Consider the following 13,169-nt stretch of genomic DNA (forward strand, 5'->3'; position numbering starts at 1 on the left):
AGATGATCATCTACTTACACGGTTTTGATTCAAACAGTCCGGGCAATCACGAAAAGGTACTGCAGCTGCAGTTTATCGATCCCGACGTGCGCCTGCTGAGCTACAGCACGCGCCATCCGAAGCATGATATGCAGCATCTGCTGAAAGAGGTCGATAAGATGCTACAGCTCAACGTCGATGAGCGACCGCTGATTTGCGGCGTAGGTCTGGGCGGATACTGGGCCGAGCGGATCGGTTTTCTCTGCGACATCCGGCAGGTGATTTTTAATCCTAATCTCTTTCCGCAAGAGAATATGGAGGGCAAAATCGACAGGCCGGAGGAGTACACGGATATCGCTACCAAGTGCGTGACTAACTTCCGTGAGAAGAACCGCGACCGCTGCCTGGCGATCCTCTCCCGCCACGATGAGGCGCTAAACAGCCAGCGTACCGCCGAGGTACTGCACAACTTTTATGAGATTGTCTGGGACGAAGAGCAGACGCATAAGTTTAAGAATATCTCTCCTCATCTACAGCGTATCAAGGCCTTTAAAACCCTTGGCTAACCCCCCTCTTAATAAACCAGCCTTTTAATGACTGGTTTTTTTTCGCCCTTCGGCTAAACCCTGGTTATCTTTTATGCATCAAAACTTGATATATATCAATTTTGGTATGACCAATGCACCGTTCATGCTATTCTCAGGGTGTATTTAAACTTTTATGTAGCTAACTTGTTGTTAACTAAAAGCTATTTAAATAACTTTTAATTAACAATTGGTTAATATTTTAGGGGGTCGTGTTGACTACACCATTGAAAAAGATTGTGATTGTTGGCGGTGGAGCTGGCGGACTGGAGCTGGCAACCCAGCTAGGCAAGAAGCTGGGCCGGGGTAAAAAAGCCAAAATTACCCTCGTCGACCGCAACCACAGCCACCTGTGGAAGCCGCTGCTGCATGAAGTGGCTACCGGCTCGCTGGATGAGGGCGTGGACGCGTTGAGCTACCTGGCGCACGCGCGCAATCACGATTTCCAGTTCCAGCTTGGCTCGGTTGTGGATATTAATCGCGAAAGCAAAACCATCACCCTGGCCGAGCTGCGTGATGAGAAGGGCGAGCTGCTGGTGCCTGAGCGCAAGCTGCCTTATGACACGCTGGTGATGGCGCTGGGAAGTACCTCCAACGACTTCAATACGCCGGGCGTGAAAGAGCACTGCATTTTCCTCGATAACCCGCACCAGGCGCGCCGTTTCCATCAGGAGATGCTGAACCTGTTCCTGAAGTACTCCGCTAATTTGGGCGCCAGCGGTAAGGTCAACATCGCCATCGTTGGCGGCGGTGCCACCGGCGTTGAGCTGTCAGCCGAGCTGCACAACGCGGTGAAGCAGCTGCACAGCTATGGCTATAAGGGCCTTACCAACGAGGCGCTGAACGTGACGCTGGTAGAGGCGGGCGAGCGTATTCTGCCTGCGCTGCCGCCGCGTATCTCCGGGGCGGCTCACAGCGAGCTGACCAAGATGGGCGTGCGCGTATTGACCCAGACCATGGTCACCAGCGCCGACGAGGGCGGTCTGCATACCAAGGACGGCGAATATATCCAGGCCGATCTGATGGTGTGGGCGGCAGGGATCAAAGCGCCTGATTTTATGAAAGAGATTGGTGGACTTGAGACCAACCGTATCAACCAGCTGGCGGTGGAGCCGACGCTGCAAACCACTCGCGATGCGGATATCTATGCGATTGGCGACTGCGCCTCCTGCTCTCGTCCGGAAGGGGGCTTTGTGCCGCCGCGCGCTCAGGCTGCGCACCAGATGGCAACCTGCGCACTGCACAACATTATCGCGCAGATCAAAGGCAAGCCGCTGAAGGCCTACGTCTACAAAGATCACGGCTCGCTGGTATCGCTGTCCAACTTCTCTACCGTCGGCAGCCTGATGGGTAACCTGATGCGTGGCTCAATGATGGTAGAGGGGCGTCTGGCACGCTTCGTCTACATCTCGCTCTACCGTATGCACCAGGTCGCCCTGCACGGTTATTTCAAAACCGGCCTGATGATGCTGGTAGGCAGCATCAACCGCGTGATCCGTCCGCGCCTGAAACTGCACTAAGCCTGGCGCCCCGTCGACTTCCGGCGGGGCTTTAGCACATCCTTCTGCTGATTTCCATCAGGTGGCTCAGATTTCTCTGAATCACTGTGATTTGCCACATAACCCCCCGTTATTTACCGCCTTTCTGATTGGCTTCTGTCCGCTCTGATTGCAGAATTGTGACTATCAGAGCCAACCAGAGGGACTATTCAATGAATAAATCCATGTTAGCGGGTATCGGAATTGGTGTGGCCGCTGCACTGGGCGTTGCTGCGGTGGCGGGCCTGGACGTTTTCAATCGCGGCCCTCAGTATGCACAGGTGGTTTCTGCTACACCCATCAAAGAGACGGTAAAAACGCCGCGTAAGGAGTGCCGCAACGTGACGGTAACCCATCGACGTCCGGTTCAGGATGAGAACCGGCTGACTGGCTCGGTGCTGGGGGCAGTGGCAGGCGGGGTGATTGGTCACCAGTTCGGCGGTGGACGCGGTAAAGATGTCGCTACGGTCGTCGGGGCGCTGGGCGGCGGCTACGCCGGTAACCAGGTTCAGGGGGCCATGCAGGAGCGTGATACCTATACCAGCACCCAGCAGCGCTGCAAAACCGTCTATGACAAATCAGAGAAGATGCTCGGCTATGACGTGACCTATAAAATAGGTGATCAGCAGGGAAAAATTCGCATGGAGAACGATCCCGGCACCCAGATCCCGTTAGATGGTAATGGGCAGCTGGTTTTGAATAACAAAGCATAAAAAAGCAGTACCCCCGATTTGGCTCTCCATTCGCTCAGGCTGGGGAGCCTTTTTTATGGGCATAAAAAAGCCCTGCTTACGCAAGGCTTTTATTATTGCTCAGTATCAAATCATACTCTGCTGGCGGATTAGCAGGCACCCTGTAATCAATACAGAGATGAAAGCAAACAGGATCGAACCACCACATACTACCCAGAGACTAAATAACAATGTAATTACTATTAACACCTTAAATAATGGTAATAGCAAAACCATGACCGTTATCCTTCTGCATGTGTATAGTTGTAAAATGTCCTGAAAAACCTGCTAATCATTAGCAGGGGAATAATCACTTAGTAAGCGTAGCAAAGGGTCATACAAAAGTGTGAGAAAGTTTTAGCCTATCGTTAGGATAGGCCAAAGCGATAATACGATTTGATGCGCTACGATTTGATGAGTTCGGGCCAGAGGGCAAGCGTGGTGCGGGTAACCTGCAGCAGCTTCTCCTGCGATGCCCCTTCACGCGCGCTGACCGACATCCCCTGAATAACACAGTTAAGAAACTGCGCTACCGAGTGCAGGGAAGTGTTAGCGGGAATGTCACCGCGCTGCTGGCGATGCTCCAAAAAGCGTAGCAGAGCCGCCTCCTGCATAGCGTGACGCGACTTAAGCGTCTGGGCAATCTCATTTGACGATGCCGCCAGCGCCGCCGAGGTGCTGATTAAGAAGCAGCCGGAAGGCGTCTCTTTACTGGTGAAGCAGGTGGCAACGGCGGTGAAGTAGTCCAGCAGCGCCTGCTCAACGCGCTTCTCATCGCAAAAAAGCTCCGCCTGGTATTTGGTCGCAAACTGCGAAATGTAGCGGTCCAGCACGGCGCGGAACAGTCCCTCTTTATTGGTAAACTCCGCGTAGAGCGTCGGCGCTTTCGCACCCGTGGCCTCGACAAGATGGGACAGCGAAGTGGCCTCATAGCCATGCTGCCAGAAGAGCGTCATGGCTTTATCAAGCGCCGCTTCCCTGTCGAAAACTTTCGGTCGGCCACGGCTTTTTTTTGTACAGCTGCTGACGTCGGTGGTCATAGTGGCTCCTCACCTGATGTTGAATTATTGAGCAATCATTATAAAAATAATTACCACCGAAGGCCAGCAGGGAATGATTAAAAATAATTATGTCATATCATAATGATTTTTAACGCTTTAGGGCTTACAGCGACTGCACGGACGCCGCCTCATGCTGCGTGACGTCTACTGGCATGCCCGAGCGAACCGCCATGACTTCATCCATCAGCGGGGCATCGGTCTCGGCAGCGGATTTAAAGCTCTCCATGCTGGCATTCAGCACCAGCGGCTGCGTTTTCGGATCGTCATTAATGGATTTCGACAGGGGTTGATGCACTTCCACCAGCCGCGTGCCGTCAGGCTCCACAGAGGCTTTTACCGGCGCGTTGATAATGTTCACCGGCGTCCCAGGGGTGACCTGGCGGAACAGCGTCGCAATGTCATTATCACGCAGGCGAATACAGCCCGAACTGACGCGCATGCCAATGCCAAAATCGGCGTTAGTACCGTGGATCAGGTAGACGCCGCCGTGGGCTGCCAGGCGGATCGCATGGTGGCCCATCGGGTTATTTGGCCCTGCGGGCACCACCGCCGGAAGATCAACGCCCTGCGCCTTATAGCGCGCGCGAATATTAGCCGTCGGTGTCCAGGTTGGATTGGCGCGTTTATCGGAGACGCGGGTAACCATCGTTGGCGTTAAGGTGTCGCCTCCCAGCTGGCCAATGCCGATAGGGTAGACGGTCACTTGGTTTTTCCCCGGCTGGAACCAGTAGAGGCGCAGTTCGGAAAGGTTGATGACAATCCCCTGGCGCGGCACATCCGGCAGCAGAGTCTGGAGCGGGATGGTCAGAACGCTGCCAGCGCGAGGCACGTAGGGATCAACGCCAGGGTTGGCCTGTAACAGCGCCAAAAAGCCGACGTTATACTTTTTCGCGATGGCCTCCAGTGAGCCGCCGTCGTTCTCAACGAGGTGAAAACGGTTTTCGCCCACCAGGCGACTGCCGTTAGCGGGAAGCGGCCAGGTATTGGCCTGGGCGGGGGGAGAGAGGGCTGCCGCTGCCGCAAGGGCCAGCAGCGCTATCCAGCGAGCGATGCGCATCTGTTTCATCATTAGACCACCGTGTGTTCAGGTTATTGTTATGCAATTTGTTGTTATGCAATGGCAAACGTGAAGTATGGACGGAAGGTGTGTCTGGATGTTTCTTGAAGTGCAAGGATATGTAAAGAGTGACGCACGTTGCCGTAACAGCGTGCGCCTTAGGCTTAGGCGATGGCGTTCTCCGCCAGCTCCTTCATAAAGTTACTCACCCACTCCATGCGGGTTTTGCGCTCGCCCAGCTCCTGCATAAACTTCAGCCGGGTAGGGCCATCGAGGCGGAAGTTCTGCGGCTGCTTCTGCAGCAGGCCGATAAGCCAGGCCGGATTAACATGGTTCTTCTCAGCAAACTCAATTGCGCCGCCTTTGTCGTTGCTCTCCAGCTTGCGGATCCCCAGCTTCTGCGCCTGCTGACGCAGTCGGGCTACCTCAAGCAGCGTCCGGGCAGGATCGGGAAGCAGGCCAAAGCGATCGATCAGCTCCACCTTGATCTCCTCCAGCTCGCTGCTGCTCTTCGCACTGGCGACGCGCTTGTAGAACGACAGGCGCGTGTTAACGTCAGGAATGTAATCATCCGGCAGCAGGGCAGGCATCCGTAGCTCTACCTCGGTCTGCTGGTTGGTAAGATCCTCCAGAGACGGTTCGCGCCCGGCCTTCAGTGCATCGACGGCGTTCTCCAGCAGCTCCATATAGAGCGAGAAGCCGATGGTTTCCATGGAGCCGCTCTGATCCTCCCCAAGCAGCTCGCCCGCGCCGCGGATCTCCAGGTCGTGGGTGGCCAGCGCGAAGCCTGCGCCCAGATCCTCGAGCGAGGCGATGGCTTCCAGACGCTTCTGCGCGTCGGTGGTCATCGCCTTCGGATGCGGCGTCAGCAGCCAGGCATAGGCCTGGTGATGGGAGCGTCCGACACGACCACGTAGCTGGTGCAGCTGAGCAAGGCCAAAGTGATCCGCCCGCTCGATGATAATGGTGTTGGCGGTGGGAATGTCGATCCCGGTCTCAATGATGGTGGTACAGACCAGCACGTTAAAGCGCTGGTGATGAAAGTCGTTCATCACCCGCTCCAGCTCGCGCTCGCGCATCTGGCCGTGGCCGATGGCGATCCGCGCCTCCGGGACCAGCTCTGCCAGCCGCTGGGCCGCCTTCTGGATATTCTCAACGTCGTTATAGAGGTAGTAGACCTGGCCCCCGCGCAGGATTTCACGCAGCATCGCCTCGCGTACGACCAGACTATCGTACTCGCGCACGAAGGTTTTCACTGCCAGACGACGGGCGGGCGGCGTGGCGATAATCGACAGATCGCGCATGCCGCTCATCGCCATATTCAGGGTACGCGGGATCGGCGTGGCGGTGAGCGTCAGGATATCAACGTCGGCACGCATCGCCTTAATGCGCTCTTTGTGGCGCACCCCGAAGCGGTGCTCCTCATCGACGATCAGCAGGCCGAGATCGCGCCACTTCAGATCGCTTTGCAGCAGCTTATGGGTGCCGATCAGAATATCAACCTTGCCCTCCGCCGCATCGGCCAGCACCTGGGTCTGCTCTTTGGCGCTACGGAAGCGTGACAGCAGCTCGATACGTACCGGCCAGTTGGCGAAGCGATCGCGGAAGTTGTCGTAGTGCTGCTGGGCCAGCAGAGTTGTCGGCACCAGCACCGCGACCTGCTTATGGTTCTCCACGGCGAGGAAGGCGGCGCGCATCGCCACTTCGGTTTTACCGAAGCCCACGTCGCCGCACACCAGACGATCCATCGCCAGCGGCTGGCACATGTCGCTGAGCACGGCGTTGATTGCCTGGGCCTGATCCGGCGTGGTTTCAAACGGGAAGGCATCGCAGAAGAGCTGATACTGCTCTTTGTCATGCTTAAAGGCAAAGCCGGTTTTGGCCGCGCGCTGGGCGTAAACGTCCAGCAGCTCAGCGGCCACGTCGCGTACTTTTTCCGCCGCCTTCTGCCGCGCCCGCGTCCAGGCATCGCTGCCCAGCTTATGCAGGGGAGCATTCTCCTCCGCGCCGCCTGCGTAGCGGCTAATCAGATGCAGGGACGATACCGGCACGTAGAGTTTGGCATCGTTGGCATAGGTCAGCATCAGGTACTCGCCCTTGATGCCGCCCGCCTCCAGGGTAGTCATGCCCGCGTAGCGCCCAACGCCGTGCTCCAGATGCACCACCGGCTGACCGGGGTGCAGCTCGGCAAGGTTGCGGATCAGCGTATCCGGGTTGATGGTCCGGCGGTTGTCCTGACGACGACGGGCAACGCGCTCGCCCAGCAGATCGCTCTCGCAGATCAGCGCCCGGTTGCGCAGGGTATCGATAAAACCGCGCTCGGCCGCGCCGATCAGCAGGTAGCGTCCGCTGGCGGTGGCCTCATCAAGACGCAAAATGCGCTTCGGAGCAACCTTAATACGGGCCAGCAGCTCACCCAGCGCCTCACGGCGGCCCTCACTCTCCACGGAGAAGACCACCGGGCCAGTGAAGGATTCGAGAAACTTACGCAGGCTATCCAGAGGCGCTTTCTGCTGGGCCTGGATCGCCAGATCCGGCAGCGTCTGGTAGCCAAGATTGGTATTAGCGGCCTTCTCCGCCAGCTGCTCGGTTTTCAACTGAATACGCGGCCAGCGCTTCAGCTCGGCAAACAGCTCGTCGCTGCGCAGCCACAGCGTCTCCGGCGGCAGCAGGGGGCGCATCGGATCGACGCCGCGGTTCTCATAGCGGGCCTGGGTTTCGCTCTGGAAACGCACCGCGCTGGCATCGAGATCGCCGGTGTTAATCACCAGCGTATTGGCCGGGAAGTAGCTAAAAAGCGGCGGCAGCGGCTCGTTGAAGAAGAGCGGCTGCCAGTACTCGATCCCGGCCGGCAGGGTGCCTTTGCTCACCTGCTGGTAGATATGCTCGGCGTCGCGCTTCACCTCAAACGTATCGCGCCACTGGCTGCGGAACAGCTCAATGGCCGCCTTGTCGGTAGGGAACTCGTGAGCAGGCAGGAGGTTAATCGCCTCCACCTCTTCCAGGGTGCGCTGGGTATCGGGATCGAACAGCCGCAGGCTATCGATTTCATCATCAAAGAAGTCGATGCGGTAGGGCTGGGCGCTGCCCATTGGGTAGAGATCCAGCAGCGCGCCGCGGGTCGCGTATTCGCCATGCTCCATGACCTGGTCAACGTGGCGGTAGCCTGCGGTATCCAACTGGGCGCGCAGGGCGTCACGGGAGAGGCGCTGACCCTTTTTCATCACCAGCGCGTGGCCGTGCAGATAGCTGTGCGGGCAGACGCGCTGCATCAGCGTGTTCACCGGCATAATCAACACGCCGCGCTGCATAGAGGGCAGCTGATAGAGCGTCGAGAGCCGCGAGGAGATGATCTCCTGGTGCGGCGAGAAGCTGTCGTAGGGCAGCGTCTCCCAGTCGGCGAGGTTCATCACCATACTGTCGGTAAACTGCCGGATCTCATCATGCAGGCGCAGCGCATTTTGCATATCGGGTGCAATCAGCACCACCGGGCCTGCGTGACGCTCAACGATTTCTGCCACTTCTGTGGCACAGGCGCTGCCTGTAAGCTCACCCAGTTGGCGCTGGTCGCCCGCTTTGGCGGGAAGGGAGTAACGGTATTGTTCAGGCATAGCGAATATCGGGATCTCATGGGTTTATGCCCCCTGATATGGGGGCATATCACTGATACACAATGCAGTTTATTATCCTTGATCCTTCAATAGTAGCAAAGTTGCGTCATTAGCGGGTGACAGGGTCCAGACGCAGCTTCTCCGGCGGGGAAAAAAAGAGGTCGCCAAACAGGCGCACGGAGAGGCGGCGAATACCTAGCCCAATCAGCGTGCACACCAGCAAACTCAGAATGGGGTAGACCAGCAGCAGGCCCAGCTCCAGCGTCGGCGAGAGCACGCTCTGGCGAAACAGCGGTAGCAGGGCAAGACTGCTGCCTTCGATCAAAATGCGGTGGGTGGTGTAGATGGCGATAGTGTTGGAGCCAATCACGTTCAGGAGCCTGTCTTCTCCGGGGGTAAAGCGCTGCTCCAGCCGCCAGAAGAGGGACATGATCAGCCACGCCGAGAGCAGCGAGAGCAGCACCGGCACGTTACAGAACCAGAGCGCCACCGCCACCAGCAGGGCAGGTATCAGGGGTAAAATTTGCCGGCGCAGGGGGATACTTTGCAGCCAGCTCATAATGCTCACGCCGTACCAGGCCCCGAGGGCATAGTAAATGACGTTGCGTACCACGCTGTTCATTCCCCACCACGGAAGCGGAAGAAAGTTAATGGCTATGGACGCCACCAGCATCAGCACCAGTGCGGGACGCTTCCAGCGGCTGAGGAATTTGCAGACCACGAAGTAGATCAGCAGCGCGTAGAGGTACCACAGGCTGGTGCTGGCGGTCAGCATGCCGTGCAGAAATTCACTCAACGAGTCGGCGTAGGCCGCGTTGGCCGACTGGCTTAGGTCACGATCCGGAGCCAGCCAGCGGTTGAGAAAACCGATCCCTTGCCACTGCAAAATGCCCCATAGCGCCAGCACGTAAAAGATCGACCATAGCCGCTTGTCGATACAGCTTTTCCACTCGACCTCATTGATATAGCGGCGGATCAGGTAGCCGGAGATGAAGAAAAAAACCGGCATGCGGAACGGGGCGAGGTAGAGATTCATATAGAGCCAGCATTTGGCGAGCAGGCCAGAGAGCGGGTGCCGCAGCCCTTCAAGGTGGGGGTAAAAGGTGATAACCGAGTGATAGATCACCACCAGGCTAATACATAACCCTTTGATCTGGTTAATCCACAATGCTTTTTGCTTCATCGTTAAAACGCCCGTGTTGCGATAAATTTTGGCGTTAATAGTGGTGAGAGCGGGCGACGCTGTAATCGGTAACGCTCTGGATTTGCCCCGTTATGGGAAGTTTTCGGAAAAAGATCAGGTCGGTAAACCTGGGTTTAGCCGATAAACTTCATTTTACCAAATTGATTTTGAACAATTTTTTACTTCAATCCCCGACAATTCTTAGCGCATAAGCGATTTACCATCCCCGGTTTCGCTTATATACTCGTGAGTCTGCTAATCGCAACCAGACGGATGTCATGTACCAACCTGTCGCACTATTCATAGGCCTGCGTTATATGCGTGGGCGCGCAGCGGACCGATTCGGTCGCTTTGTCTCCTGGCTCTCCACCATTGGTATTACGCTCGGCGTGATGGCGCTGGTGACCGTGCTGTCAGTGATGAACGGCTTTGAGCGCGAGCTGCAAAATAACATCCTGGGGCTGATGCCGCAGGCGGTACTCTCCTCGGCCAATGGCTCCCTGAACCCGCAGCAGCTACCGGCCAGCGCCGCGAAGCTCCAGGGCGTCAGCCGCGTTGCGCCGCTGACCACCGGCGACGTGGTGTTACAGAGCGCGCGCAGCGTCTCGGTGGGGGTCATGCTCGGCATCGATCCCGCACAGAAGGATCCGCTCACCCCATACCTCGTCAACGTCAAGCAGACCGACCTGCAGCCGGGCAAATATAACGTGATCCTCGGCGAGCAGCTGGCCGGGCAGCTGGGCGTTAACCGCGGCGATCAGCTGCGGGTGATGGTGCCCTCCGCCAGCCAGTTCACACCGATGGGCCGCCTGCCGAGCCAGCGCCTCTTTACCGTGATCGGCACCTTTGCCGCCAACAGCGAAGTGGATGGCTACCAGATGCTGGTAAACATTCAGGACGCGTCACGCCTGATGCGCTACCCGGCGGGTAATATTACCGGCTGGCGGTTGTGGCTGAACGAGCCGCTGAAGGTGGACGAGCTAAGTCAGCAGGCGCTGCCGGAGGGGACCAAATGGCAAGACTGGCGCGATCGCAAAGGCGAGCTGTTCCAGGCCGTGCGCATGGAGAAGAACATGATGGGCCTGCTGCTGAGCCTGATCGTCGCCGTGGCCGCGTTTAACATCATCACCTCGCTGGGGCTGATGGTGATGGAGAAGCAGGGCGAAGTGGCGATCCTGCAAACCCAGGGGCTGACCCCACGCCAGATCATGGCGGTCTTTATGGTACAGGGGGCCAGCGCGGGGATTATCGGCGCGCTGCTCGGTGCCGTACTGGGGGCGCTGCTGGCCAGCCAGCTTAACAATCTGATGCCGATCATTGGCGCGCTGCTGGACGGCGCGGCGCTGCCGGTGGCCATTGAGCCGTTGCAGGTCGTTATTATTGCGCTGGTGGCGATGGCCATCGCGCTGCTCTCTACGCTCTATCCCTCATGGCGCGCCGCCGCCACCCAACCCGCTGAGGCTTTACGTTATGAATAAGATCCTGTTGCAATGCGACAACCTGTGCAAACGCTATCAGGAAGGGAACGTGCAGACCGACGTGCTGCACGATGTCAGCTTTAGCGTGAACGAAGGTGAAACCGTGGCGATTGTCGGCAGCTCTGGCTCCGGTAAGAGTACGCTGCTGCACCTGCTGGGGGGGCTGGATACGCCCACCTCCGGCGACGTGATTTTTGGCGATCGCCATCTGAGCCAGCTCTCCTCGACGGCAAAAGCCGAACTGCGCAACCGCGAGCTGGGCTTTATCTACCAGTTTCACCACCTGCTGCCGGACTTTACCGCCCAGGAGAACGTCGCCATGCCGCTGCTGATTGGCAAGCATAAACCGGCGGAGATTACCCAGCGGGCGCGGGATATGCTTCAGGCGGTCGGCCTGCTGCACCGGGCGAACCACCGTCCGTCAGAGCTTTCCGGCGGCGAGCGCCAGCGCGTGGCGATTGCCCGGGCGCTGGTGAACAATCCGCGTCTGGTGCTGGCGGATGAACCCACCGGTAACCTTGATGCCCGTAACGCCGATGCGATCTTTGCCCTGCTCGGCGAGCTAAACGCCTCGCAGGGGACGGCGTTTCTGGTGGTCACCCACGATCTGCAGCTGGCAAAACGCATGAGCCGTCAGATGGAGATGCGCGACGGCCACCTCAGCGCGGAGATGACGCTGATGGGGGCGCAGTAATGGCTTCACCACTGTCGTTACTCATTGCCCTGCGCTTTAGCCGCGGCCGTCGCCGCGGCGGCATGGTGTCGCTGATCTCGGTCATCTCCACCATCGGTATTGCGCTGGGAGTGGCGGTACTGATCGTCGGCCTGAGCGCCATGAACGGCTTTGAGCGTGAGCTAAATAACCGCATCCTTGCCGTGGTGCCTCACGGCGAGATCGAGCCAGTCAACCAGCCGTGGAGCAACTGGCGTGAAGCGCTGAGCAAGGTTGAGAAGGTGGCGGGGATTGAAGCCGCCGCGCCCTATATCAACTTCACCGGTCTGGTAGAGAGCGGAGTGAACCTGCGCGCTATTCAGGTGAAAGGGGTCGATCCGCAGCAGGAGACGCGTCTGAGCGCGCTGCCGCACTATGTGCAGAATAATGCATGGGCCAGCTTCAAAGCAGGCGAGCAGCAGGTGATCCTCGGTAAAGGCGTGGCCGATGCGCTGAAGGTTAAGCAGGGCGACTGGGTCTCGATAATGATCCCTAATGCCAGCGCTGACCATAAGTTACAGCAGCCGAAGCGCGTCAGGCTCCACGTCAGCGGAATTTTACAGCTTAGCGGCCAGCTCGATCACAGCTTTGCCATGATCCCGATGCAGGATGCTCAGCAGTATCTGGAGATGAACGACGGCGTGACCGGGATTGCCATCAAGGTCAACGATGTCTTCAACGCCAACAAGCTGGTGCGCGATGCCGGTAGCGTGACAGACAGCTACGTCTACATCAAGAGCTGGATTGGCACCTACGGCTACATGTATCGCGATATCCAGATGATCCGCGCCATTATGTATCTGGCGATGGTGCTGGTGATTGGCGTGGCCTGCTTCAACATTGTCTCTACTCTTGTGATGGCGGTGAAGGACAAGAGCGGCGATATCGCCGTGCTGCGCACCCTGGGGGCGAAAGATGGCCTTATCCGCGCGGTCTTCGTCTGGTATGGTCTGCTGGCCGGGCTGTTCGGCAGCGTGGCGGGGGTAGTGATTGGCGTGGTGGTGGCTCTCCAGCTGACGCCGATTATCAACGGTCTTGAGACGCTGATCGGCCATCAATTCCTGTCTGGAGATATCTACTTTATCGATTTCCTGCCGTCAGAGCTGCACGCGCTTGACGTGGTTTACGTACTGCTGACCGCCCTGGTGCTGAGCCTTGTGGCAAGCTGGTATCCAGCCAGACGCGCCAGCAATATCGATCCGGCCCGAGTTTTGAGCGGGCAATAGCTTAAGCGG

General features: G+C 57.8%; 10 protein-coding genes. 6 read left to right on the plus strand and 4 right to left on the minus strand.

Translation table 11 applies throughout. From position 1 onward, the window contains the following. The first annotated feature begins 2 nt into the window (after nucleotides 1–2). From ycfP to RTM13_RS05635, 3 genes are all read left to right on the plus strand, one after another. Nucleotides 3–545, plus strand: coding sequence for an alpha/beta hydrolase YcfP (ycfP, locus tag RTM13_RS05625; protein ID WP_312210823.1), 543 nt, complete (start codon nucleotides 3–5; stop codon nucleotides 543–545). Between the two features lie 233 nt (nucleotides 546–778). Beyond that, entirely contained in the window at nucleotides 779–2,083 is a 1,305-nt protein-coding gene (locus tag RTM13_RS05630; RefSeq protein ID WP_312210824.1) for an NAD(P)/FAD-dependent oxidoreductase, read from the plus strand. A 191-nt stretch (nucleotides 2,084–2,274) separates the two neighbouring features. Next, the gene (locus tag RTM13_RS05635; protein ID WP_312210826.1) at nucleotides 2,275–2,814 is read left to right on the plus strand and encodes a glycine zipper 2TM domain-containing protein; all 540 of its coding nucleotides are present in this window, start codon (nucleotides 2,275–2,277) and stop codon (nucleotides 2,812–2,814) included. A gap of 422 nt (nucleotides 2,815–3,236) precedes the next feature. Here the strand turns inward: RTM13_RS05635 and RTM13_RS05640 are convergent, their stop codons facing one another. The 4 genes from RTM13_RS05640 to RTM13_RS05655 all read right to left on the minus strand — a co-directional run bounded on the left by RTM13_RS05640 (nucleotide 3,237) and on the right by RTM13_RS05655 (nucleotide 9,744). After that, entirely contained in the window at nucleotides 3,237–3,872 is a 636-nt protein-coding gene (locus RTM13_RS05640) for a TetR/AcrR family transcriptional regulator (protein WP_312210828.1), read from the minus strand. A gap of 124 nt (nucleotides 3,873–3,996) precedes the next feature. Then, complete coding sequence (locus tag RTM13_RS05645) at nucleotides 3,997–4,962, minus strand: L,D-transpeptidase family protein (protein ID WP_312210829.1); 966 nt, start codon at nucleotides 4,960–4,962, stop codon at nucleotides 3,997–3,999. A 152-nt stretch (nucleotides 4,963–5,114) separates the two neighbouring features. Then, the gene (gene mfd, locus RTM13_RS05650) at nucleotides 5,115–8,561 is read right to left on the minus strand and encodes a transcription-repair coupling factor (protein WP_312210830.1); all 3,447 of its coding nucleotides are present in this window, start codon (nucleotides 8,559–8,561) and stop codon (nucleotides 5,115–5,117) included. Nucleotides 8,562–8,670: 109 nt separating this feature from the next. Continuing rightward, the gene (locus RTM13_RS05655) at nucleotides 8,671–9,744 is read right to left on the minus strand and encodes an acyltransferase family protein (RefSeq protein WP_312210832.1); all 1,074 of its coding nucleotides are present in this window, start codon (nucleotides 9,742–9,744) and stop codon (nucleotides 8,671–8,673) included. Nucleotides 9,745–10,022: 278 nt separating this feature from the next. On the opposite strand from RTM13_RS05655, the gene lolC reads away from it, so the two are divergent. The 3 genes from lolC to lolE are packed head-to-tail and all read left to right on the plus strand — an operon-like array spanning nucleotide 10,023 to nucleotide 13,160. Continuing rightward, the gene (lolC, locus tag RTM13_RS05660; protein WP_312210834.1) at nucleotides 10,023–11,222 is read left to right on the plus strand and encodes a lipoprotein-releasing ABC transporter permease subunit LolC; all 1,200 of its coding nucleotides are present in this window, start codon (nucleotides 10,023–10,025) and stop codon (nucleotides 11,220–11,222) included. Continuing rightward, on the plus strand, nucleotides 11,215–11,916 hold the full coding sequence (gene lolD / locus RTM13_RS05665) for a lipoprotein-releasing ABC transporter ATP-binding protein LolD (RefSeq protein WP_144812314.1): 702 nt from the start codon (nucleotides 11,215–11,217) through the stop codon (nucleotides 11,914–11,916). Before lolC ends, lolD begins: the two co-directional genes overlap by 8 nt. Continuing rightward, on the plus strand, nucleotides 11,916–13,160 hold the full coding sequence (lolE, locus tag RTM13_RS05670; protein WP_312210836.1) for a lipoprotein-releasing ABC transporter permease subunit LolE: 1,245 nt from the start codon (nucleotides 11,916–11,918) through the stop codon (nucleotides 13,158–13,160). The genes lolD and lolE overlap by 1 nt, the downstream gene beginning before the upstream one ends. Nucleotides 13,161–13,169: the final 9 nt, after the last annotated feature.

This window comes from Pseudescherichia sp., assembly GCF_031979925.1.
GTDB lineage: Bacteria > Pseudomonadota > Gammaproteobacteria > Enterobacterales > Enterobacteriaceae > Pseudescherichia.